At 70.1% G+C, this 23,268-nt stretch carries 23 protein-coding genes; 16 read left to right on the top strand and 7 right to left on the bottom strand.

The genetic code is table 11. The features are described 5' to 3' along the window. Positions 1–19: 19 nt before the first annotated feature. From KRR26_RS37735 to KRR26_RS33630, 7 genes are all read left to right on the top strand, one after another. Complete coding sequence (locus tag KRR26_RS37735; RefSeq protein WP_328707256.1) at positions 20–991, top strand: AMIN domain-containing protein; 972 nt, start codon at positions 20–22, stop codon at positions 989–991. A gap of 42 nt (positions 992–1,033) precedes the next feature. Further along, a complete protein-coding gene (locus KRR26_RS33655) occupies positions 1,034–3,778 on the top strand; it encodes an LPS-assembly protein LptD (RefSeq protein ID WP_217081820.1) in 2,745 nt (914 codons plus the stop codon). 75 nt (positions 3,779–3,853) lie between these two features. Further along, on the top strand, positions 3,854–4,204 hold the full coding sequence (locus KRR26_RS33650; protein WP_120200949.1) for a helix-turn-helix domain-containing protein: 351 nt from the start codon (positions 3,854–3,856) through the stop codon (positions 4,202–4,204). Positions 4,205–4,352: 148 nt separating this feature from the next. After that, positions 4,353–5,891 (top strand): Ig-like domain-containing protein, encoded by a 1,539-nt coding sequence (locus tag KRR26_RS33645; RefSeq protein WP_120200947.1) that lies wholly within the window; start codon positions 4,353–4,355, stop codon positions 5,889–5,891. A gap of 86 nt (positions 5,892–5,977) precedes the next feature. Then, complete coding sequence (locus KRR26_RS33640) at positions 5,978–6,676, top strand: TetR/AcrR family transcriptional regulator (RefSeq protein ID WP_120200945.1); 699 nt, start codon at positions 5,978–5,980, stop codon at positions 6,674–6,676. Further along, a complete protein-coding gene (locus KRR26_RS33635; RefSeq protein ID WP_120200943.1) occupies positions 6,625–7,407 on the top strand; it encodes an enoyl-CoA hydratase/isomerase family protein in 783 nt (260 codons plus the stop codon). Before KRR26_RS33640 ends, KRR26_RS33635 begins: the two co-directional genes overlap by 52 nt. A gap of 43 nt (positions 7,408–7,450) precedes the next feature. Beyond that, a complete protein-coding gene (locus KRR26_RS33630) occupies positions 7,451–8,344 on the top strand; it encodes a BKACE family enzyme (protein WP_120200942.1) in 894 nt (297 codons plus the stop codon). On the opposite strand, the gene KRR26_RS33625 is transcribed toward KRR26_RS33630, so the two are convergent. Beyond that, a complete protein-coding gene (locus tag KRR26_RS33625) occupies positions 8,321–9,325 on the bottom strand; it encodes a M23 family metallopeptidase (RefSeq protein ID WP_217081819.1) in 1,005 nt (334 codons plus the stop codon). The two genes, KRR26_RS33630 and KRR26_RS33625, sit on opposite strands and share 24 nt — an antisense overlap. Positions 9,326–9,550: 225 nt before the next feature. Here KRR26_RS33625 and KRR26_RS33620 point away from each other — a divergent pair, with 225 nt between their 5' ends. The 8 genes from KRR26_RS33620 (at position 9,551) to KRR26_RS33585 (ending at position 13,799) form a co-directional block, all read left to right on the top strand. Then, on the top strand, positions 9,551–9,997 hold the full coding sequence (locus KRR26_RS33620) for a hypothetical protein (RefSeq protein WP_120202219.1): 447 nt from the start codon (positions 9,551–9,553) through the stop codon (positions 9,995–9,997). Between the two features lie 16 nt (positions 9,998–10,013). Further along, positions 10,014–10,778, top strand: coding sequence for an endonuclease/exonuclease/phosphatase family protein (locus KRR26_RS33615; protein ID WP_120200937.1), 765 nt, complete (start codon positions 10,014–10,016; stop codon positions 10,776–10,778). A 141-nt stretch (positions 10,779–10,919) separates the two neighbouring features. Beyond that, on the top strand, positions 10,920–11,396 hold the full coding sequence (locus tag KRR26_RS33610; protein WP_120200935.1) for a phage holin family protein: 477 nt from the start codon (positions 10,920–10,922) through the stop codon (positions 11,394–11,396). Continuing rightward, positions 11,386–11,619, top strand: coding sequence for a DUF3618 domain-containing protein (locus KRR26_RS33605; RefSeq protein WP_120200933.1), 234 nt, complete (start codon positions 11,386–11,388; stop codon positions 11,617–11,619). Before KRR26_RS33610 ends, KRR26_RS33605 begins: the two co-directional genes overlap by 11 nt. A 51-nt stretch (positions 11,620–11,670) precedes the next feature. Continuing rightward, complete coding sequence (locus tag KRR26_RS33600) at positions 11,671–11,871, top strand: hypothetical protein (RefSeq protein WP_120200931.1); 201 nt, start codon at positions 11,671–11,673, stop codon at positions 11,869–11,871. 14 nt (positions 11,872–11,885) lie between these two features. Further along, complete coding sequence (locus KRR26_RS33595) at positions 11,886–12,314, top strand: hypothetical protein (protein WP_236069449.1); 429 nt, start codon at positions 11,886–11,888, stop codon at positions 12,312–12,314. A 43-nt stretch (positions 12,315–12,357) separates the two neighbouring features. After that, positions 12,358–12,657, top strand: coding sequence for a YtxH domain-containing protein (locus KRR26_RS33590; protein WP_120200929.1), 300 nt, complete (start codon positions 12,358–12,360; stop codon positions 12,655–12,657). A 140-nt stretch (positions 12,658–12,797) separates the two neighbouring features. Then, a complete protein-coding gene (locus KRR26_RS33585) occupies positions 12,798–13,799 on the top strand; it encodes a hypothetical protein (RefSeq protein ID WP_233576464.1) in 1,002 nt (333 codons plus the stop codon). 97 nt (positions 13,800–13,896) lie between these two features. On the opposite strand, the gene KRR26_RS33580 is transcribed toward KRR26_RS33585, so the two are convergent. Next, on the bottom strand, positions 13,897–14,763 hold the full coding sequence (locus KRR26_RS33580; RefSeq protein WP_199723629.1) for a hypothetical protein: 867 nt from the start codon (positions 14,761–14,763) through the stop codon (positions 13,897–13,899). A gap of 139 nt (positions 14,764–14,902) precedes the next feature. Between KRR26_RS33580 and KRR26_RS33575 the strand changes: the two genes are divergently transcribed. After that, the gene (locus KRR26_RS33575; RefSeq protein ID WP_233576613.1) at positions 14,903–17,401 is read left to right on the top strand and encodes a CHASE2 domain-containing protein; all 2,499 of its coding nucleotides are present in this window, start codon (positions 14,903–14,905) and stop codon (positions 17,399–17,401) included. A gap of 7 nt (positions 17,402–17,408) precedes the next feature. On the opposite strand, the gene KRR26_RS33570 is transcribed toward KRR26_RS33575, so the two are convergent. The 5 genes from KRR26_RS33570 to nuoD all read right to left on the bottom strand — a co-directional run bounded on the left by KRR26_RS33570 (position 17,409) and on the right by nuoD (position 23,268). After that, positions 17,409–17,774, bottom strand: a complete 366-nt coding sequence (locus KRR26_RS33570) for a (2Fe-2S) ferredoxin domain-containing protein (protein WP_120200925.1) — start codon at positions 17,772–17,774, stop codon at positions 17,409–17,411. A gap of 225 nt (positions 17,775–17,999) precedes the next feature. Then, on the bottom strand, positions 18,000–18,761 hold the full coding sequence (locus KRR26_RS33565) for a NuoI/complex I 23 kDa subunit family protein (RefSeq protein ID WP_120200923.1): 762 nt from the start codon (positions 18,759–18,761) through the stop codon (positions 18,000–18,002). A 48-nt stretch (positions 18,762–18,809) separates the two neighbouring features. Beyond that, complete coding sequence (locus KRR26_RS33560) at positions 18,810–20,237, bottom strand: complex I subunit 1/NuoH family protein (protein ID WP_120200921.1); 1,428 nt, start codon at positions 20,235–20,237, stop codon at positions 18,810–18,812. A gap of 2 nt (positions 20,238–20,239) precedes the next feature. Next, positions 20,240–22,018 (bottom strand): 2Fe-2S iron-sulfur cluster-binding protein, encoded by a 1,779-nt coding sequence (locus KRR26_RS33555; RefSeq protein WP_120200919.1) that lies wholly within the window; start codon positions 22,016–22,018, stop codon positions 20,240–20,242. Continuing rightward, positions 22,015–23,268, bottom strand: coding sequence for an NADH dehydrogenase (quinone) subunit D (nuoD, locus tag KRR26_RS33550; RefSeq protein WP_217081818.1), 1,254 nt, complete (start codon positions 23,266–23,268; stop codon positions 22,015–22,017). Before nuoD ends, KRR26_RS33555 begins: the two co-directional genes overlap by 4 nt.

The following is a 23,268-nucleotide window of genomic DNA, read 5'->3' as shown; positions in this document are numbered from 1 at the left end:
GGTTTTAGTTAATTTGTTTGTGGGGGTTAGTGCCGCGGAGGCCACGCGCGCCGCCAACGAGGAGCGCCAGCGCCAGGAGCAGGCCGCCGCTGCCGCCGCCGAGTCCGCCCGGGCCGAGCGCGCGGCGCAGGACAAGGCCGCCGCCGAGGCCACCGCCCGCGCCCAGGCGGACGCCGAGGCCGAGCGCAAGCGTCAGGATGAGTCGCGCGCCGCGGCCCAGCGCCAGGAGGAGGAGACTCGCGCCGCCGCGCAGGCCGCCGCCGAGGAGCGCAAGCGCCAGGAGGCCGATGCCCGGGCGTCCGCGCAGGCCGCCGCCGAGGAGCGCAAGCGTCAGGATGCGGATGCTCGCGCCGCCGCGCAGAAGACCGCGGAGGAGGAGCGCCGCGCCGCCGCGCAGGCCGCCGCCGATGCGAAGCGTCAGAAGGCCGAGGAGGCCCGCGCCGAGGCTGACGCGCGCAAGCAAGCGCAGGCCGAGGCCCGCGAGGCCGCCGCCGATGAGAAGCGTCAGAAGGCCGAGGACGCCCGCGCCGAGCGGGAGCGCCGTCAGCAAGAGGCCGTGGCCGCCGCCGAGACGCGCTCCCGCCCCGCCGCCAGCCAGGGCAGCCGCGCCGCCGAGACGCGCCACGAGGCTTCGTCCTCGTCGGGAGGCTCGGAGGTGTCGTCGCGGCGCAAGACGATGACGCTGGTGGGCTTCCAGCAGCAGCAGGGCGCCTCGCGCGTCTTTGTCCGCACCAACGAGCCGGTGCGCTACACGGTGAGCGAGCAGGACAAGCAGGTGGTGCTGGAGTTGGAGAACACGCGCGTCGAGTTCACCAACAACACGCGTCCCCTGGACACACACTTCTTCGCCACCGCGGTGGCCAAGGTGGAGGCGGATCCGGGCGCCAACCGAACCGTGCGCGTCACCATCCAGCTCAAGGAGTCGGCGCGCTTCGAGACGCGCCAGGACGGCAACCTCATCACCCTCGACTTCCAGCGTCCCGCTCGCTGAGGGCCCGGGTGCCGCCCCGGCCCGGCGCGCACCCTGTCCAGCATGACTTCCCTCGTCCCGGTCGCGCTCGCGCTGCTCGTCTCCACGCAGCTGCCCCTGGCCACCCAGGTGCAGTTGCCGTCGGGGGAGACCGTCGAGCTGGCGGCGGACTACGTCGTCTATGACTCCGACACGCAGCACCTGACCGCGCGCGGCCACTGCGAGCTGCGCAGCGGTGACAACCTGTTGCGCGCGGACGAGGTCACGTACGACGAGGCGGCCCAGGTGGCCACGGCCTCTGGCAACGTGATGTTCGTCAGCGGCGGCATGGCCGCGGTGGCCGAGTCCGTGCGCATGGACCTCGCGGCCAACGAGGCCGTCGTGCAGGGCGGCCTCTTCATGCAGAAGAAGGGCGTCACGTTGGAGGCCCTGCTGGCGGCCAAGACGCCCGAGGAGCTGCGCTCGCTGGGGCAGACGCCCGTGCTGATGAGCGGCACGCACATCAAACGCACAGCCCCCAATGCCTTCGTGGTGGACGACCTGGCCTTCACCCCGTGCGAGTGTGGCCCGGGCGAGCCGAGCTGGCGCGTGGAGGCCAACGAGGCCAGCGTCGTCATGGGCGAGCGCGCCATCCTCACGTGGCCCGTGGTGTACGTGCGCTCCGTGCCCGTCTTCGCGCTGCCGTGGCTGTATCTGCCGCTGTCTTCGCGGCGGACGGGCTTGCTCATTCCGAAGCCCACCACGTCCAGCCTGAATGGCTTCGCGCTGGACGCGCCGTTCTTCATCACGCTCGGCGAGAGCTACGACATGACGCTCACGCCGGGCTACTTCTCCGGCGGCAAGGTCGTGAAGCGGGAGCTGCCCGCGCGCATCGTGGGCACCGAGAACCTCCTGACCGTCATCCGTCGCGAGCCTCGCGTCAACGGCGTGAAGGGACCTCGGCTGCTCACCGAGTTTCGCTATGTCCCCAGCGAGCACACGCGTGGACGCGTCACGCTGGGCTTCCTCCAGGACTCGCATCCTCGCGTGGATCCGCGGTTCGATCCGCGCCTCAGCGGGGGAGATTTCTTCCGCCTGGACGAGACGGAAGGCGGGCTCGTCGTTCCGGAGTACATCCATGAGAAGCGGGGCCTGCGCGGCGAGGCCTCGTGGCAGCACACGCAGGACCTGGGGGGCGGCTGGCATGACCGCGTGGATGCGTCGTTCGTGTCGGACGGCTTCTACACGCGCGACCTCACGGCCGACCTCATCGCGCGCGAGCAGAACTACCTGCGCAGCACCGGGGTCATCTACCAGCGCCAGGACGAGCTCTACGCGGGCCTGGACGTGTCGCTGCGCCAGGACCTGCGCTGGCCCTTCCGTTTCTTTCAGGACAATCGCCTGCCCGCGGCGTTGGACCCCGCGCGGCCCGAGATTCCCGGCCCCAGCACCTTCCAGCGCCTGCCGGGTCTGACGTTCGTCCTGCCTGAGCGGCCCATCTGGGGCGGCCTCGTGAGCGGGCTGCGCATGGAGTTCAGCCGGCTCACGCCGCTCCTGTCGCGCTACGGCGACTTCGGCGTGGATGGCCAGTACACGGCGACGGGGCGCTACCGTCCCCCGGGAGACCTGCTGACGGTGGATCCCAAGCTACTGCCCATGGATCCAGGCCAGTCCAACGGTGTGTTCGACACCCAGGACCGCGAGGCGCGCGACCGGTTGGATTTCAACCCGCGCATCACCGGCTCGTTCGACCTGGGGGGCGTGGCGCGTGTCACGCCGTCGCTGGCGCTGCGGCAGGACTTCTTCGTGGGCGAGCAGTCGGGGCGCACGCAGCAGCGCGGCTATCCCATCGCGAACCTCCGACTGGACTCACAGCTGGAGCGCACGTTCGCGGGGCTCACGCCCACGTCGACATATCGCCATACCGTGTCTCCCTCCGTGGAGCTGCGCTACGTGCCCGTCGGCTGGGGACGCGTGCCCGCGGCGGGCGCGTCCGCCGCCGGTTCACCGCAGCGCTACGACGAGATCGACGCGGCGGTGCCGCTTCAGTCGGATGGGCACGTGCGCGGCTTCCTGCAGGCCGTGGTGGCAGTGGATCAGGCGTTGAGCGTGAAGACGGGCAACTTCATCCGCGAGCCGCTGCGGCTGCGGCTGGGGCAGGGCTTCGACTTGTCTCGCCACGCGCCCGTCGCGGGCCGCTCGGAGCTCACCCGCGCGATTGCCGATGGCACGATGACGGGCTCGGTGCTGCGCGACTCCTTCGCGCGGCTGAGCGCGAGCGCGGGCATCCTCACCGCGGGCGCGCTCGTGCGGCTCGATCCCACCACCGGCGACATCACGCAGCTCGCCGCCGACTTCTCCATCGACAACGGCAAGGGCGATGGCCTCTACGCGCGTTACGATGACCTGCTCGCGGTGCGCCCGCTCGCGATTGAACGCGGGCTCGACCCGCTGGCCGTCGGTCCAGACTCCGTTCGTCGGGGAATCGACATGCTGGTCGGGGAAGCCTCGCGTTCACTTCCCGAAGTTCCTGACTTGCCTGATCGCTCTGCGGCCGAACGGGCACAGGCACTCACTGCAGGTACGCGAATCACGCTCGGATTTGGGCTCGGGTTGCGGTACGAAGCATTGGTGCAGCCTCTCTACCGGGATCCAACAACTCAAGAATCGCAGCCCCTCGCTCAGCAGACGTTCGCCGTGTCCTACGGCCCGGCGTGCAACTGCTGGCGTGTCGAGGGGGTGATGATTCTTCGTCGAGGCCAGTCGCTGGAGTTCGCAGGCGTCAACCTGAGCATCGCCGGGTTCGGATCCTTCGGTTCAGGGGGCTAGGAATCACGGGCCGTACGCAGTGGTTTCACCAACCTCGAACATCCCCCCAGAACATCCCCCCAGGAGAAGTCTTTCGTGTCGGACCTCGGAAAAAGAATTGGCCAGCGCATCCGCGAGCTTCGCACGCAGCGGCCCGAGCGGTGGACGCAGGAGGAGCTCGCGGAGCGAGCTCAGATCAGCGTGTCCTTCCTCTCCATGATTGAGCGGGGTGAGCGCGTTCCTCACGTCGAGACGCTCGCCGCGCTCGCGAACGCGCTGGGCGTGAGCCTGGGCGAGTTGTTCACGGGCACGGAGCAGACCCTTGCCCAGACCGAGGACCTGCTGCGTCCGCTGTCGGATTTCGCCCGTGCCCGGGGCCTGACGTCTCGGGACGTGGACCGGCTGCTGGGCGTGGCCCGGGTGATGTTCAGCGGCTCGGCCGCCTGAGTGCCCCCGTCGGGAAACGCAAGGGGACGCTCGTCCCTGTTGTCGTGTCCTTGACGGGATGGCAGGCGGCCCGGGAAGATGGAGGGGAGTGCTGTGTGGCGACGGAACACAGCATTGCCCCTTCTTCGTCCTTAAGGAGTTCCCGCCGATGCGTCCGGTCCTGGCCTCGTGGGTGGCTTTCGCGAGCGTGCTGTTCGTGGCGTGCTCACCGCCGCCTCCCGCCACGCTGGAGTTCGTGGATCAATCGCCACTCCAGCCCAAGCTGGGTGAGATCACCACACTCCGCTTTCGTGCGGTGGACACCCGTGGCCAGCCTCAGGCCGGCACCAAGGTGACCTTCTCGCTCCAGCCGCAAGTCCCTGGCATGGAGTTGTCGCCCACTGAGGGCACCACCAACACCGGAGACGGCTCCGTCTCCGTTCAGCTTGTCGCTCGGGGAGGCCGCGTGGCCTCCGTGGTCGTGGTCGCCAAGGCCGAGGACAAGACGGCCCTGAGCCCGGTGGTCAGCTTCGCTGGCACCGCGTCCAGTTCGCGCCAGTTCACCTTCCAGTGCGGTTCGTTCTCCGGCGCCGGCTCCGGTGCCCACCACGCCATCGGCGCGTGGGACGAGGCGCGCAACCTCATCGCCGGCGTCAAGGTGCGCTGCATCGCCCACGTGGCGGATCGCAACGGCGACGGCATCGTCGGCGCGCAGGTGTCCTTCCTCACCGAGGCGGGGACCATCGCGCCCTCGGGCGTGTCCGCCACCAACGTCGTGGGTAACGCCGAGGTGCTCTACAAGAGCTCGCTGCCTCTGCCCGTGGACGTGGAGCCGGGCGTCTTCACCTGGAACCCCGTCAAGGACGCCACCCACACCGGCGAGTACCTTGCGCCCCTGTGGATGCACCCGTTCCTCTGGTCCGAGAACCCGCTGGCCGACTACGGCGCGGTTCCGCAGCCCCAGATTCCCCGCCCCGAGCCCCGCCGCGATGACCCCATCCGGCCCGGCAAGGTCAACAACCCCCGCGACAACCTCGTGAGCCTCATCGCCATCACCAGCGGCGAGGAGCAGTTCTACGACGACAACAACAATGGTCAGTACGACCAGGGCGAGGCCTTCGAGGACACCACCGAGCCGTTCGTGGATTCGAACGACAACGGCACGTGGGACCCGGGCGAGCGCTTCGTGGACACCGACGGCAACGGCCGCTGGGACGGGAAGAACGGCAAGTTCGACTCCAACACCACCATCTGGGTGCAGGAGCGCATCCTGTGGACCGGTTGGCCGCACGCGCTGGACCGCAGCGATCCGGTGAACCCCGTCGTCCGGCAGATTTCGCCGCCGCCGCCCGCCACGAACGTGGTCGTGAACCACTTCGCCACCGTGGGCGCCTCCTTCCTCCTGTCGGACCCCTGGTACAACCAGCTCGCGCGCAACGGCGGCGATGACGGCTGCGCCGGTGGCGCCATCGGTCCGGTCAAGGTGGATCCGCTCGAGAAGGGCATCGCCTTCACGTACCCGCCCTTCCAGGTGGAGTCGTACACCATCGCGGACGTGCACGACCCCGCGGCCGAGCCGCCCCCGGGCCCCTATGCCGACCCGGGCCTCGACTTCACCGTGAACGCGGTCTGCAAGTACACCGCGGCCCAGCTCGAGGGGCACAAGGTGTTCATCAACGCGCCGACCATCAGCGGCAAGGTCAAGTAACTCCCGAGAAGGGATTGACCGCCAGCCGCCACGTTCGTAGGGTCCTCCCCGGCTGATTCTTGAATCAACCGGCCGGTGGAGGACGCGTGGGTCAGCAGAAGACGGCGGCGGAGGGTGGGACGCGCGAGAGTGAGCGCCGCCGCACCATCCTTCGCGCCGCCATCGATGTGTTCGCTCGCAAGGGCTACCACGGCTGCCGCATCGCGGACGTGGCGCGCGAGGCGGGCGTCGCCTACGGGCTCGTCTACCACTACTTCAAGAACAAGGACGAGCTGCTGGAGACCGTCTTCGAGACGGGGTGGACCGGCTTCGTCACCCGTGTGCGCTCGGTGGCGGACGGCGAGGGCACCCTGGTCGAGAAGGTGCGGGGCATCGCGGATGTGGCCTTCGAGGCCTACCGGGTGGACCCGCGCGCGGTGAAGGTGCTCATCCTGGAGATTGCTCGCAGCCCCGCGGGCGCGCGCATCAACCGTCAGACGGCGTTCGTGGACGTCATCCGCTTGAGCTCGGAGATGTTCACCCGCGCCAAGGACGCCGGAGAGCTGCGGCCGGACGTGGATCCGTTGCTGGCCTCGGCGCTCTTGTTCGGCTCCATCGAGATGGGGCTGACGGCCTTCGTGGTGGGGCTGGCGGACGCGCGCGACACGCAGATGCTCGAGCAGGCCAAGGCGCAGATCGCCGACTCCTTCCTTCACGGCGTCCTGGCGGACGCCCCCGGCGCGGAGGTGCCTGCATGGAAGCGGGAGAAGTCCGGTACGAAGTCCAAGGCGCCCAAGCGCACCTGACCATCGATCGCCCCGGGGCGCGCAACGCCTTGTCCCCGGGCGTGGTGCAGGGACTGCTGGAGGGCCTCGGACGGGCGGACGAGGACCCGCGCGTGCGCGTGGTGGTGCTCACCGGTGCGGGCGAGAAGGTCTTCTGTGCCGGTGGCGACCTCGGGCAGCTCGCGGGCGAGGCGGGCTTCCTGGCCACCCATGAGGGGCGGCGCGCGTACGGGCGGCTGCTTGGGCGCTTCCAGGACGTGCGCAAGCCCACCGTGGCCCGCGTCAACGGGCACGCGCTGGCGGGTGGCCTGGGCCTGGTGCTCGCGTGTGACCTGGCGGTGGCCGTGGAGGGCGCGGGCTTCGGGACACCGGAGATCGACGTCGGGCTGTTCCCGATGATGATGATGGCGCTGCTCCAGCGGCACGTGGGCCGCAAGCGCGCGTTGGAGCTGGTGCTCACCGGCGAGCGGATGACGGCACGGGACGCGCTGGCGCTCGGGCTCGTCAATCGCGTGGTGCCCGCGGCGGAGCTGGATGCCCAGGTGGGCGCCCTGGCGGACAAGCTCGCGGGCAAGAGTCAGGCGGTGCTCGCGCTGGGCCGGCGTGCCTTCTTCACGGCGGAGGACATGCCGCTGCCCGCGGCGCTGGAGTTCCTCGCGTCGCAGCTGTCGCTCAACGTGCTGGCCGACGACGCGGCCGAGGGGGTCACCGCCTTCCTGGAGAAGCGCCCTCCGAAGTGGAACGACCGCTGAATTCCGCAGTGTCTCCCGCAGCACCTCCGAGGAGGAGAGCCTCATGGCCCTGGTGCAGGACAAGGTCATCGTCACGTGCGCGCTGGACGGCGTGCTGACCAAGCGCGAGCAGTGCCCGTACATCCCGTACTCGCCGGTGGAGATCGCCGAGGAGGCGCGCCGGGCCTACGAGGCGGGCGCGGCCGTGGTGCACATCCACGCGCGCGAGCCCGACACGGGCGACCAGTCGTGGAGCACGGACATCTACCGGCAGATTCGCGACGAGGTCCGCAAGCGCTGCCCCATCATCATCAACTTCTCCACCGGTGGCTTCAACATGGGGGTGGAGGGTGAGGACGAGAAGCGCGCGCGCATCGGCTACGTGAACGAGACGCGGCCCGAGATGGCGGCGCTCAACATGGGCTCGATGAACTACGCGAAGTACTCCGAGAAGCGGAAGGGCTTCGTCTTCGACTTCGTGTTCCCCAACCCGTTCTCGGACATCATCATTGCCGCCGAGGCCATGCGCGCGGGCGGCTCCAAGCCCGAGCTGGAGTGCTTCGACGTGGGGCACATCCACAACGCGCAGCCGCTCATCGCGATGGGCCTGTTGAAGCCGCCGCTCCAGTACAGCTTCGTGCTCGGCGTGCTGGGCGGCGTGGCGCCGACGATGGAGAACCTGGCGCACATGGCGCGGCAGGTGGGCCCCGAGGACACCTGGGAGGTGATTGGCATCTCCAAGGTGCAGTGGCCGCTCGTGATGGGCGCGCTGGTGCTCGGCGGCAACATCCGCGTGGGCCTGGAGGACAACTTCTACCTGGACACCGCGGGCCGGGAGATGGCGAAGGGCAACGGCCCGCTGGTGGAGAAGGCCGTGCGCCTGGCGCGCGACGCGGGCCGCGAGCCCATGACCCCCGCCGAGGCGCGCGCGGCGCTAGGGATTCCCCAGCTCGGGTGAGCCGTGCGCGAGGCTCGGTGCCGCGAGGCTGGGTGAGGCGGGGCTCGGTGCCGCGAGCGGGGCGGGGAAGAAGTCCAGCTTGAGCAGCGACTGGCCATCCACCCACAGGTCATCCACCTTCACGCCCCAGTGGAGGTGGGGGCCTGTCACGCGGCCCGTCTTGCCCACGAGGCCGAGCCGGTCTCCCTGCTTCACCTTCGCGCCGTTCTTCACGAGGATGCGCGACATGTGGAAGTAGGTCGTGAACAGGCCGCCGCCGTGATGGATGATGACGGTGTTGCCTGCGGCCTGGTTCTCGCGCGTCATCACCACCACGCCGTCATTGGCGGCGAGGATGGGCTCTCCCGTCGCGCCATCCAGGTCCGTGCCGAAGTGCTGGCTCTGGAGCTTGCCGTTGAACGAACGCCGGTCGCCGAACGGCGCGGTGATGGTGGCCGGGCGCGGCCACGCGAAGTTCTGCCCGAAGAACGGCGCTTGGAGTGGCTGCGCGAAGGCGATGGCGAACGCGCGGCGATCCGCCTCCATGCGCGCCTTCAATTCCTTCGACGGGTCCACGTACTTCGAGGCGACGCGCAGCTCGCGCTCGGGATAGCCGGGCGGGATGACCTCCAGGGTGCCGGTGAGCTCCACCGGGGCTGCTCCCCGAGACGCGGGGACGGTGACCTTCACGTCCACCCGCCCGGGGGCGAGGTCCACCGAGAGGCCCGAGATGGCCATGGCGCCGCCCTGCCACGGGACGAATCTCAGGGCCCTGCCTCCCAGGGTGCCCGTGGGCAGGCCCGTGAGCCCGCGCACCGTCACCAGCACGGGGTCGCCAGGCTTGGCCGTCCCCGGCTGGAGGATGAGGTGGGGCCGCGTCTCGGGAGCGCTCGGGAGGGTCGGCTCCGCCGGGGCCTTCTCGGCCACGGGGGCGGGTTGCGCCGCGGCGGCCTCGATGCAGGTGGCGAGCAGGGCGACGAGGACGAGGCGAGGCGCAGACATGGGCCGTTCATACACCACGTGCCTCCGGTTGCTGCCCTCCTGACTTGTGCCGTGCCGCCTGCCCGCCGGGAGTCCGCGGGCGCCTGGTTCCTCGGGCTCTTGGGGCTGAGTGCCCGGCTGAGAGGGAGGAGGGCGGACAAGGGCCCGTGGGCTCTGTCGTGCCGGGGGGAGCGGTGGCTTCCTAGGTTCTCCTCGGACCCGATTGAGTGGATGGAGAGTGCGGACATGCCTCGCTCCTACAGCTTCGATCATTTCCAGGTTCCCAAGACCCTGCCTCAGAGCCGCAGCGAGCGCCGCCAGGACAAGGCGCACCTGTCCGGCTCGCGTACGCGCCCGGAGCACGAGGGCGAGGGCATCCACTATGGCCGGAGCCACGCGGAGACCGAGGAGCTCTTCCAGGAGCACCAGTTGGACGCTCGGCGGGCTGGGGCGTCTCGCCAGCGCAAGGCGCCCGTCGTGCCAGGGCGGCGTCCCACGGCGCCAATTGGCGCGCTGCCGGCGACGCGCGAGGCCGCGCCGCCCACGCGCTTCCCCGAGCTGGCGGAGGAGGCGGGGCGCAACCTGCGGTCGCTCCGCTCCAGTCTGTCCGATGCGGTCCGGGCCGCGGGTCGGCTGGTGACCCTGCCGCTGACGGGCCTCCGCCTGGCCGCGCGGCGCCTCCGTCCCGCGTGAGGGGTGGGTCGTCCGCGTGGAGCTGACGCTCGTCTCGTACAACATCCACAGCGGTATCGGCCTGGACGGCGTGTTCGACCTGGCGCGCGTGGGGCAGGTCCTGCGTGAGGTGAACGCGGACATCCTCGCGCTCCAGGAGGTGGGGGACTTCCGAGGCCAGACGCCATGCGAGGACCAGCCCGAGCACCTCGCGGAGCTGTTGGGCATGCACCTGGCGTTCGGGCCCAACGTGGTGCTCAACGGCCGGCGCTACGGCAATGCCATCCTCACGCGGCTGCCCATCTGCCGCTCCAAGAACTACGACCTGAGCGTCCCCCGGCGTGAGCCTCGCGGGGCGCTCCGGTGCGACCTGGACCTGGGCGCCGGGCAGTTGCTCCACGTGTTCAGCCTCCACATGGGCCTGTCCGTGGGCGAGCGTCGCCGGCAGGAGGCGCTGCTGCTCTCGGCGGACATCCTGCGCGACGCCGTGCGCAAGGACCCGGTCGTCGTGTGCGGGGACTTCAACTCGTGGGGCCCGGGGCCGGTGCCCGCGCTGGTGCGCCGGGCCCTCCACGACACGGCGCTGGCCCTGCGGGTGCCGGCGCGCACCTATCCCACCCGCTGGCCGCTCTTGCGGTTGGATCGCATCTACGTGGATGCCGGGGTGAAGCCGCTCGCGCTGCACCCGCATCGAACGCCCCTGAGCCGCCGGGCCTCGGACCACCTGCCGTTGGTGCTGCGCTTCCAGGCGCCCATCGTGGTCGCGACTCCGCGCTCTCCGCCCGTGCAGCTCATCGGTTAGCGTGGGGGGCGCTGGCGGTGCGTTGGGTGGCCGACGCTTGCGAACGCCAGACACATCCGTTGTGACGTAGTTGTCGTGACGGAGGCGGATGCCTAGGTTGGCCCCGCCCGAGGGCGGACGCGAGCGACGGTCGGAGAGTGCATGCACGTGGGGAGTGAACAGACGGAACGCGGCATCACCGCGCTCGTCGGGCGCATGGCGGAGGGCTTCAGTCGGCTGGTGTCGCAACACCTGCAGCTCGCCCGGCTGGAGCTGTCCGAGGATGCGCGCGCCATGGGCCTGGACGTGGCGAGGATCGCCGTGTTCGTTCCCTTCATCCTCGTGGGCTACGCCTTCGTGTGTGGTGGCCTGGCCGCGGCGATGGTCCCGTGGACGGGGTGGGCGGGCGCGCTCGCGGTGGTGGGGCTGCTCAACCTCGTGGGCGGCGGACTGGGCGTGGCCCACGCGGTGGCGCGACTGAAGGCGCGCCAGATGATGGATGATACGTCCGATGAGCTGTCGCGCAGCATGGCCGTCTTCACGCGGGCGCCGGCCCGGCCTGCTCCGGCGGAGTCGGGAGTGAACACGCTGCGCGAGTCCTCGCCGTCGCCCTTCCAGGAGCCGCCGCATGGCCGCTAGCAACGAACAGCCCAAGCCCGTGCGCCCGCGCACGAGCGCGGCCCTGCGTGAGGAAATCGAGCGGACGCGCGCCGACCTGGCCACCTCGGTCAGCGCGCTGCGCGAGGAGGTGGCGGTGGCCACCGATTGGCGGGGCTGGGTGCGCCGCCATCCGTACACGTGCGTGGGCGCCGCGTTCCTCGTGGGCTATGTGCTCGGCTCGCGGCGGGGGGGCGAGCGCTGAGCGCTCGGCTGGCCCGGAAGCTTCGACTCAACCCTGACAGGAGAAGGTTCGATGGAGATGAATCCGCAGCAACTGGCAGACCGGGCCCGACAGCTCCAGGACCAGGTGGTGCCGCAGCTCGATGAGGCTCGGCAGAACCTGGTGGACCTGAACCAGCGCGTGGTGGGCTTCATCCGCGCCAACCCGGGCACGTGCCTGCTGGGCGCGGTGGCGGTGGGCTTCCTCGTGGGGCGCCTGGCGTCCCGACGCTGAAAGCGAGAACGACGATGACGACCTATCCAGGCGATGCGAGCGGCCGAGTGTCCTCGACGGGCGACGAGGGGCGGGGCTTGGGCCAGAAGGTGGACCACCTGGGCGCCGACGCGCAGCGCCTGTTCACCGACGCGCGCGACGCGGCGTCCGAGCTGGGCCAGTCGCTGGACCTCCGGGGCCGCGTGGAGCGCAACCCCTACGGGATGATGGCGGCGGCGCTGGGCGTGGGTTACGTGCTGGGAGGCGGGCTCTTCACGCCGCTGACGGCCCGAGTCCTCCGCCTGGGCATGAAGCTGGCCGCGCTGCCCTTCGTGAAGGACGAACTCATCGGCATGGCCGAGGCGGCCGTGCAGGGCTATCAAACGGGACGGGGCGGCCAGGGCCAGCAGGCGCCCGCGCGAGCGACCCCCGCCTCGGGACCGTCGCGCCCGGAGAGCGCCTAGCGCTCACGGTTTCCACCCACCTCGCAGTTCATCGGAGACGCGCATGTTGAGCTTGAAGGACATCAAGAAGCTGGACCGGGACGATGTGCTGGAGCTGATCGGGCTGGAGTCGCGCCGGGGCCCCGTGGAGCAGCTCGCGCCCGTGCTGGGGGCGTTCGCCGCGGGCCTCCTGGTGGGCGCGGGGCTGGGCCTGCTGTTCGCGCAGAAGCCCGGTGATCAGCTCCGGGGAGACCTGCGCCAGCGTCTGCAGAGCGGCCAGGACGCGCTGTCCAACGCCATCAACAGCTCGCGGGGCGAGGCGTCCACCTCGCAGCAGGTTCCGCCCGTCTCTCGCACGGCCTGAGCGCCAACTGGCGGCGCGAAGAGGCCTCCCCAGTAGGGTGACGGGGGCCTCGGCGCGGTTCGGAACGCTGGGTGTTGGGCGCGGGCGCCCCTATCATTCCCAGGCCGGGATGGTTCGCATCCCGTTGCCTGGAGGGTGCCGTGAGCGGGGAGAAGAAGGGGACGACTGGACGCGGCCGCAGGGATGCGCTCCTGCGCCACGACACCCCGGTGGACATGCCCACGGTGACGGCGTCCCCTCCTCGTGAGTTGGACCCCGATTCAGAGCGCGAGCCCTCGGGCCCGGATGAGGCCCTGGCGCGTTTGAGGGGGCTGGAGACGCTCGAGGCCGCCTACGAGGCCTGGAATGACCTGCGGCGGCATCAGGAGGTCGCTCGGCAGCGCTTCCGTGAGGAGCGTGAGCGGCTCTCGCACCAAGGCGACTTCTTGTTGGGCGCGGTGCGTGCGGCGGGGTTGATGGTTCCAGAGGGAGCCGCCCCGGCGCTCACGCCTGCGTCGGATGCGCAGGGCTTCATGCGCGACGCCGAGGCGCGGCTTGGCAAGACGCGGGATGCGCTCGCGGAGCGCGAGGCGGACAGTGAGTCGCGGTATGTCGCGGCGATGGAGGAGATCCGCGCGACGCTGCTGGACCGCGTGCGGCGCTACGCCACGGCGAGCCAGCCGGGGCTCACGTTGGTGCTGCGCAGGGTGGGGGCGGAGCGCGCCATTCTTCATGTGTCGCGGGTGGCCACCGACGCGTCCGTGCTGCTGTGCTACCAGCTCACCGGGCGCCTCCCCACGCGTTACGGGTTCCTCGCGGATGACTCGACGGAGGATGTGTCGCTGGCGCCAGCGCCGCTGTATCCCGATGAGGATGTCCTGGCGGATGCGGTGCGGCCTGGGGCACGCGCCCTGGTGGATCGCATGCGAGCTCCGGGCGTGGCACTGCCCATCAAGGGATTCCTGCCGGTGTTCGTGCCGCGCTCGGATGGAGGCGAGGACTTCTTCCGCCTCCTTCAGCGGGGGCCGGTGCTGGAGGTGGAGCTCGCGGACGGCGATGCCTTCCGCCACGTCCTCGCCCGCGACGAAGCGGAGCGCTTCGCCGGCCATCTGCTCCGACTCAAGTTGGAGGGCCGCATCGGGCTCGACATCGAAGCGGGCTGAGCGCGCGGACCGCTCGGCGCCCCGCGCATGACACGGCTTGCGCGCAACCGCGTGCGCCGGAGCGGAAGGTCCGGAGCGGGTGGGGCAGGGCGCTGGCTCAGTTCGTTCGGAAGATGCCGACTTCCGCGGTCCCGGCGAGCAGCGCGCTTCCGAGGAACAGGTTGTCAGTCTCCGCGCCGCCCATGCGCACGGCCTGGAAGATGACCAGATAGGTCTGCGCTGCCTTGGGGAACGCCGCCGCGGGAATCGTGACCCGGGCCTCTCGGAACGTGGCGGGCACCGCGACGAGTTGGAGGAACTCGACCGGCGAGGTGGGGACGTTGGAGTACGTGGGCTCGCCCTTCTGGCCATCCGAGCTCAGCGGCACCACCGTGACGAAGCCCAGCGTGCGGTCCTTGCCCGCGGGGGCGGCGGCGCGATCGAAGCTGAACGCCGTGTTCGCCGCGAGCCGCACGAACCCCTCGGGCGGATGGAAGGCCGTGATGCTCTCCTTCGTCGGCGAGTCCTCCACGTGGCCCACGTAGCGCGTGCCGCTCTCCGTCGCGATGAACTGGTACGTCGCGCCAGACTGGTACACGAGCCCCGACTCGCCATTGCTGCTGCGGCTGTAGCTGCCCGAGCCATCCGCGGTGAGCGCCACGCCCGGCTCGCTGCCTGCCTTGAGCTCCACGTTGGCCCCCGACACGCCCGAGGGCGAGGCGTTGGCTCCGGACTTGGTGCCGAAGAAGACGAAGGCCGCGGTCTGCGCGGGCAGGGAGATGACATCGGCCCCTGCGTCCCCGCCGAAGGTGCCCGCGTCGAACCCCGCCATCGCGGACGCGGAGACGTCCACCCGTGGGGTCGCCAACAAGGTGCCGACCATGACGTGGTCGGCGGAGAGCTGATTGCCGGCCTTCTCCAGGTCGCAGGCCAGGGGCGCGAGCAAGGAGGCGACGGCTGCGGCGGAAAGGAGGAGTCGTTTCATGGGGGCAGGAGCATACCAAGGCGCTGGCCGGAGTATCCTCTGCCCGTCCGTGCAAGGTCTCCGAGCCCATTCCGCTGGTCGGCGTTTCCTCAAGCGCCTCGGCTTCTCACTCCTACAGGCGGCCCTCTTCGGCAGCTTGATGGGGCTGCTCGTGTCGCAGCGTCCGCCGCGCGTCGCCTCCGCGGACGAGGCGCCGAGTCTGTTATCGCCCACGGGCCTGTTGGAAGCGGCCTCGCGCGGGGTGGACTCCTGGGAGCGCGTCTTCTACGACTGGCGCGTGCGCAAGCTGGGCGAACGCTCGGAGCGCTCGGACCGGGTCGTGGTCGTCGCCGTCGATGACGAGACGCTCGCCGAAGCGCAGCAGAGCGTGCGCCCGGGCATCGCCGCGTACCCGTGGCCTCGCCAGGTGGTGGGCAGCATGGTGCACCGGCTGGTGGGCGAGGGCGCCTCGCTGGTCGTGCTCGATTCGCTCTACCCCGAGCTCAGTCCGCGCGCGTGCACGGTGAGCCCCAAGGCGGGGCGCTCGGCGCTGTCCGAGGACGATGACGCTTTTCGCGAGCTGCTCGACGAGGACCCTGGCCACTCGGTGCTCGCGTTCGGCTGGGGCTCGGAGGGCGCGCGGACCATGCCGCTCGCCGGGCGGCTGTGGCCCTATCGCGTTCGGTTGGGCACCTACGCCGCGTTGGCCGAGGCCCGCGCACGCGCGCAGACCGTCCTCACCTTGCGCCGGCCCGCCTTCGTCATCCCCGCGGGCAGCGCCATGGAGGTCTGGGCCGGCGTGGCGGATGAAGGCGAGGGCCGTCTCCTCGGGGCGCAGCTCGGTGAGGCACAGCCCGCGGTCCAGGAGCGCCGCGCCACGGATGACGCGTACGCCTTGTCCTCCACGGACCTGTTCGTGGCGATGACCGAGGTCGTGGTGCAGGGCTTGGATCCCGAGAAGCTCGTCGAGGTGCGCCAGCTTCAGCACCCCGTGACGCCGTTGCTGGGCGCGGCGAGCGGCTACGGCGCCGCGACGCTGTCGGCGGATCCGGATGGCGTGGTGCGCGGCGTGCCGCATCTCGTGCTCTACAGCCCGCGCGGCGGTGAGCGTCACGTGTTGCCCTCGCTCCCGCTGGCCGCCGCCATGCGACTGGCGGGCACGCGGCAGCTCCGCTACGCGCAGGGGCGGCTCTACATCGGCGAGGCGTACTCGGTCCCCATGGACGAGTCGGGCTACAGCCTCGTGCGCTTTGACTCACCCGTCGCGGGGCGCGGGACGCGGGGCTCGCTCGGGCGCTCCATTCGTGGCTGGAACGTGCTCGTCAACCTCTTCGACGCGCAGGACGAGCGACCTCCGCGCTTCGAGAACGACTTGCAGGGGCGCGCCGTCATCCTCACCAACACGACGAGCTATGCCCCGGAAGGGCGCGACACGCCCATCGGGCACGGACTGCCGGGCGGCGCCATCCTCGGCCAGTCGCTGGCCAACATCCTCCAGTCGGAGGGCATCTCGCGCGCGGGCACGGACCTGGACCTCGGGCTGACGGTGGGGCTCGCCTTCCTCGGGGCGTTCCTCGCGCTGTCCATCAGCTGGCTCCTGCGGTCGCTCGGTGGCGCGCTGTTGTACGTGGGCGGCCTGGGCGCGGCGGCGGCGGGCTACGTGGCCCTGTCTGGCTACCTCTTCGTCGAGGACCGCCTGTGGGTCGCCGTGGCCGGGCCGCTCCTGGCCATGGCCTTCGCGTTCGTCTCCACCACCGTCTACGCCTTCCGCAACGAGCAGGACGTGCGCGACTTCGTCCACAGCGCGCTCGGCCGCTACGTCAGCCCGGAGGTCGCGCGGTTGGTTGCTCGGGACGTCAGCCTCATGAGGCCCGAGCGCCGCAAGATGACGGTGTACCTCTCCGACATCGACGGCTTCACGCGCCTGTCCGAGCAGATGCCGCCCGAGCAGCTCGTGCAGTTGCTCAACGCCTACCTCACCGAGATGACGGCGGTGGTGCGCTCGACGGCGGGGCAGGTGGACAAGTACGTGGGCGACGCGGTGATGGCGTTCTGGGGCGCGCCCGTGCGCACGGACCGGCACGCGCACCTGGCCTGCGAGGCCGCGCTGAAGATGCGCGCGGTGCTCGCCGAGAAGCAGCCCCTCTGGGAGAAGAAGTTCGGCCACCGCCTCACCTTCCGCGCCGGCCTGGACACGGGCGAGGTGCTGGTGGGCGACATGGGCAGCGAGCTGAAGTCCAACTACACCGTGATGGGCGAGGCGGTGAACATGGCCAGCCGCCTGGAGGCCGCCAACAAGGCCTACGGCACCTACGTGCTGGTGGGCGAGGCCACCGCGCAGCTCGCCCGCGACAGCTACGTCTTCCGCGAGGTGGACCGCGTGCGCCTGCGCAACCGCGCGCAGCCCCTGCGCCTGCACGAGCTGCTGGGCCGGCGCGGTGACTTCACCGCGAAGATGCAGGAGGGCCTCACGCTCTACGAGAAGGCCCTCACCGCGTACCACCAGCGGCGTTTCCTGGATGCGCAGGAGCACTTCCGCCGCTGCGCCACCGAGTACGGCGACACCGTGGCGGCCGTCTATGCCGAGCGCTGCCAGGGCCTCATCCTCGCGCCCCCACCCGAGGAGTGGGACGGCGTGCATCCGCTCGGCGAGCAGTGAGCGGGCGCTACTCCTCGCCCGAGTCCGAGTCTGGCTGGCCGAACAGCTCGCGCACGGGCGCGTCCTGCTGGACGTGCTCGGCCACCACGCGGCGCATCTTCTCCGCCGTCATGGCCGAGTAGTAGACCTCGCCCTCCCAGCCCATGAGTTGGTAGTCCTCGGGCGAGAGCGGGTCCTTCTTGCGGCCCGTGTCCTCGCGCACCACCACGTTGGGCCCCATGTGGCAGAAGCCGTAGCAGCCCCCGCGGTACAGCTCGCAGCGCGGCACCAGCCCCCGGGCGGTCAGCTCCTCTCGCGCCGCGGCGTGGACGCTGTCCGCGCCACCTGCCCGACAGCTCGAACCCTTGCACACCGAGAGGCGGTAGCGCTTCATGGGGACTCCCACGCTAGGGAGGCCGCGGTCCCCACCGGAAGGCCCGGGCGCGCGCGGCTGTCGACCTGCGCGCACTCCGCTCCTTCGCGTGTCCACCCGGGCCGCTCGTCGCTAGCTGCATTGAAGAGCTTCAGCGTCACCACACGCACCCGGAAAAGGCACCGGCCCGCCGAACCGTGACTCACGGTGCGGCAGGCCGGGAGGAGACAGGAAGGGGACGGCGCGCTACTTGAGGAAGCGCGTCACCTGGATGGGGCCCTGCTGGGTGACGACCGTCTGCGAGCCGTGGCCCGCACCGTGCGCGCCCGCCTTGCCGTGACCCGCGCCGAGCTGCGGCGTCTTGAGCTGCACCAGCCCCTCGCCAATGCGCGTGTGGGCCTCCTTGTGGACGTGGTGCGGCTCCTCGGAGCCCTCGCGCTTGTTCCACGGATCCGACGGGTGGGACACCGCCGGCCCCTTGAGCAGCTTGGGGATGTCGTAGACGAAGCTCTGCCGGCTGTACTCGGAGGGCGTGTGCGTGCCGGTGTCCATGCGGATGGCGTCCTTGGGGCACGCATCCACGCAGAGGCCGCACACCACGCACCGCAGCTCGTCGATGACGAACTGGGTGGGGAACTTCTCGATGACGCGCGACTCGGAGTCGCCCGTCTCGGTCTCGTACTCGCCCGCCTCGATGTAGATGCACTGCGCCGGGCAGATGGTGGCGCACATGTAGCAAGCCACGCAGCGCGGCTTGCCGTCCTCGCGCGGGACCAGGCGGTGAAGGCCACGGTACCCCTCGGGGTAGATGGGCTTCTCCTCCGGGTACTCCACCGTCGTCATCAGGCTGAGGCCCTTGCGGTCCACCACCTGGGGGTTGGTGTCGCGCGTCCCGAACATGTTGCGGAAGAAGTGCCGGGTCGTGATGGCCAGGCCGCGCAACAGCTCGGGGATGTACGTCCGCTCGCGGAGGTCTGTCCGGGGATCCTGGGTCGCCTTGTACGCCATGTCGTGTCTCGCTTGCGGCGGCCGTGCTGCGCCGCCGCCTTGGCAGGCCTAGTGCGCGCCCGCCGCAGAGGGGTGGGGATCCGCGTGGGCGCCAGCCGGCGCCGCGTGCCCGTGGTCATGCCCGTGCGCGTCACCGTGCGCACCGGCCTCCGAGTTCTCCTTCTTCGACAGCGTCAGGGCCACGAAGACGGCAATCTCCAGGATGCCCACCACGCCGAGGGCGCGCAGCGACGGATCCCACAGCACCAGGGCCGCCGTGACGAACACGTTCACCAAACCCACCGGCAGGAGGATCTTCCAGCCGAGCGACTGGATCTGATCGTACCGGAAGCGCGGGAAGGTCCAGCGGATGACCAGCTGCACCCAGATGAGGAACAGGACCTTCAGCCAGAAGACCGTGCCCAGGATGGTGCCGTAGACCCAGCCGTGCTCCTGCATGAAGGCGTTGTTGGCCAGCGCCTCGCCGAAGATGGGCAGGTTGTGGCCGCCGAAGAACAGCGCCGTCGTCACGCCGGCCAGCACCACGACCTCCACGAACTCGGAGATCATGAACATGCCGAACTTCATGCCGGAGTACTCGACGAAGTAGCCGATGATCTCCGACTCGCCTTCCGGCACGTCGAAGGGGGCGCGCTTGGTCTCGGCGAAGGACGCGACGAAGAACCCGATGAAGCCCAGCGGCTGGATGATGAAGCCCCAGGCGGGGATGCCGATGTCCAACCCGAACACCTGCGTGCTCCACAGATACTGGCCCTGACCGGTGGCCGGCGACAGGGCGTTGGCCACGTCACCCACCAGCGCGGGCAGCTGCACGGAGGAGAAGGTCAGGAACAGGCCCACGAGCGACAGGCCCAGCGCGACCTCGTAGGAGATCATCTGCGCGGAGGCGCGCACACCACCCAGCAGCGCGAACTTGTTGTTCGAGGACCAGCCCGCGAGCGCGGTGCCGTAGACGGCCAGCGACGCGATGGCGAACAGGTAGAGGATGCCGAAGTCCGGCGTGGCCACCACCATGTCCACCTTCTGGCCGAGCACCGTCACCGTCGGGCCCGCGGGCACCACGGCGAACAGCGCGAACACCGGCGCGAAGGCGAGCAGGGGGCCCAGGTTGAACAGGAACCGGTTGGCCATGCCCGGGATGAAGTCCTCCTTCGTCAGCATCTTCAGCACGTCGGTGATGATGTGCGGGATGCCGCCGAGGGAGCGGTTCTTCAGGCCCGGGATGCCCAGGCGCGCGCGGTTGGGGCCCACGCGGTCCTGCATGAACGCGCTCCACTTGCGCTCGGCGAGCGTGAGCAGCGTGGCGATGATCATCACGAAGACGAGCATCAGGAAGACGATGTTCGTCAGCCGGCTGGCGCCCGTGAACCCGTGGGCCTCCACAAAGCCGCCCACCAGGTACGCCGTCGCGACGCCGCCCGCGAGGGCGACGACGATGGTGGCCATGGCCACCAGCATTGTCAGGATGCGACTCATCGCTAGATTCCCCTCACTCGCGGCGCGCCGAACTCACGGTACCCGGGCGGACGCCCATCGGCTCCGGACGGCAGCGGATTGATGCCCGGCTTCTCCCGGTCCGGCGGAGAGGCCTTGTCCCAGTTGAACTCGGCGAACGCGGCCACCTGGGTGGACAGCGCGCGCCACACGTCCCGCGCGGACGCCCAAGCGGCCTCGCCGCCCAGCGCGCGCGTCAGCTCCGCGGCCCACTTCCAGTGCGGCACCGCGTCCCCCTTGGAGGGGTATGCCTTGCGGAAGCGCTGGGTGATGCCGTCCTGCTGGGTGAACGTGCCCTCGTCCTCGATGTGCGCGCTGGCCGGCAGCAGCGCCGTGGCCTGCGCCGTGACGGGCGACTCGTTCTGCGCCTGGGCGACGAACACCTCGAGCTTCGCGGCGACCTGCGCGAAGGCCTCGGCGTTGCCCGGCACCTCGGTCCCGATGGCGTACACGCCGGTGACCTTGCCGGACTGGATGGCCGTCGAGAGGTCCTCGAAGCCCTTGATGGCGAGCCCCAGCGCCTGGGCGATGGTCTCCAGGCCCTTGCGGTTGGGGTTCTTGTCCGCCGTCATCAGGAAGTGGTCCGCCGCGCCCTGCGGGCGGCCGCCCACGTACACCGCGCTGACGCCCAGCACCGTCTTGGCGAAGGACAACCCGGCCAGCAGCGCCTCGTTGGAGGCGACCGGCGAGGCCAGCACCGCGAGCTTCGCGCTGCCCACCAGCGGCTTGAGCTGCCTGGCGGCGGCCTGCGCGGCCTCCTGGCGCGTCAGCTCCGGGCGCGCGCTGCCCTTGGCCTGGGCGCTCTCACGGCCCACCAGCGGGAACAGCACGCGGTCCGTGTTGAGCTCCTTGTACGAGAGCCGGCCCTGGTCGCACATCCAGCTCTTGTTGATCTCCTCGTTCTCCCGGGGGCGGTAGCGGTAGGTGTCCTGGGACATCCAGTCCGCGTACGTGTTGCAGCCGCGCGAGCAGCCGGTGCAGACCGACGGGGTGGCGGAGAGGAACCAGGCGCGCGCCTTGAAGCGGAAGTCGCGGCTGAGCAGCGCGCCCACGGGGCACACGTCCACGGTGTTCAGCGAGTAGTTGCTGGACAGGTCGTTGCCCGGGAACACGTCGATGCGCTCGTGGCTGCCGCGCCCGAAGACGCCGAGCTGGGACTCGCGCGGAATCTCGTTCATGAAGCGGACGCAGCGCGTGCACATGATGCAGCGCTCCTGGTCCAGCACGACGCGAGGCCCCAGCACCTTGCGCTTGTTCTTCAGGGCCTTGCCGCCCTCGAGACGCGAGGGGCGGTAGTCGTACTTCATGTAGTAGTCCTGCAGCTTGCACTCACCGGCCTGGTCGCAGATGGAGCAGTCGACCGGGTGGTTGAGCAGCAGGAACTCCATCACCGAGCGCTGCTGCTCCTTGACCTTCGGGGTCGTCGTCTTGACGGCGACGCCCTCGGCCAGGGCCGTCTGGCACGCCGGAACGAGCTTGGGCGCGTTGGACGCCTCAATGAGGCAGATGCGGCAGTTGGCCGCGATGGAGAGGCGCGGGTGGTAGCAGTAGTAGGGGATGTCCGAGCCGACCAGCTTGGCCGCCTCGATCATGTTCGTCCCTGGCTTCACGACGACTTCCTTGCCGTCGATGGTGCAGGTGACGAAGCCCGGGTTCTTGGGCTGCGGCTTGGGCGGCGGGCCCGCGGGAGGCGGAGCGGGGGGCTTCGGGGCCGCCACGGCCACGGCATCCCCAGTGGGCTTCTTCGTGTCGTTGTCGCTCACTGCTCGACCTCGCCGCCGATCATGTTGATGGTGTCAAAGGTGGGCACGAGATCCGGAAGCATCTTGCCCGTGATGATGTGCGGCAGGGCGGCCAGGACGGGGAAGCCGGGGGCGCGCACGTGCACCTTGTACGGACGGCCGCGGCCGTCGCTCACCAGATACCAGCCGAGCTCTCCGTTGGAGGCCTCGGTGGAGTCGTAGACCTCGCCGGGGGGCACCTGGATGCCCTCCATCACGAGCTTGAAGTGCGCCATCACGCCCTCGATGGTCCCGTAGACCTCGGGCTTGGGCGGCAGCGCGATGCGCCAGTCGTCCACGATGATGGGGCCGGCGGGGATGGTGTCCATCGCCTGCCGCAGGATGCGGATGGACTGGCGCATCTCCTCCAGGCGGACGAGGTAGCGATCGTAGTTGTCGCCGTGCTCGCCCACCGGGACGTCGAAGTCGAACCGCTCGTAGACCCAGTAGGGGCGCACCTTGCGGATGTCGTAGTCCACGCCGCAGGCGCGCAGCGCGGGGCCCGTCCACCCGTAGTCGATGGCGTCGTCGGCGGTGATGACGCCCGTGTCCTTGGTGCGGTCCACGAAGATGCGGTTGCGCGTGAGCAGCCCGTCCATCTCGACGAGCAGCTCCTCCGTGCGGGTCAGCGTCTTGTGGACCTTGGCGATCCAGCCCTCGGGCAGGTCGCGGTTGATGCCACCCACGCGGCCGAAGCTGGTGGTGAGGCGCGCGCCGGTCAGCTCGGTGACCCGGTCCTGGATGAGCTCACGGGCCTCCATGCCGTAGAGGAACGGCGCGAAGCCGCCCATCTCCAGGCCGGTGGCGCCCACGCACGTCAGGTGATCCGTCAGCCGGTGCAGCTCCGAGCCGATGACGCGGATGTACTGCGCGCGCTCCGGGATCTCCAAGCCGATGAGCTTCTCGACGGCGTTGAGGAACCCGAAGTTGTTCATCATCGCGGACAGGTAGTTGAGCCGGTCCGTGTAGGGCAGGCACTGCGTCCACGTGACGTTCTCGCAGCTCTTCTGGAAGCCGCGGTGGAGGAAGCCGATCTCCGGATCGATCTTCGTGATGGTCTCGCCATCGAGCTCCACCTTCAGCCGCACGGTGCCGTGCGTGGCCGGGTGGGAGGGGCCCATGTTGATGACCATGCTCTTGGTCTGAAGATGGGCTTCCAGCTCGGACTCGTGCGCATACGAGTCGATGTCGGGGTTGGGAGCGTGGGCTTCGGGCTTGGCGCTGTCGGCCAT

Source organism: Citreicoccus inhibens (assembly GCF_019039035.1).
GTDB classification, from domain to species: domain Bacteria; phylum Myxococcota; class Myxococcia; order Myxococcales; family Myxococcaceae; genus Citreicoccus; species Citreicoccus inhibens.
The sequence above is the reverse complement of the archived record's forward strand: the minus strand, read 5'-3'. Positions and strand labels throughout refer to the sequence as shown.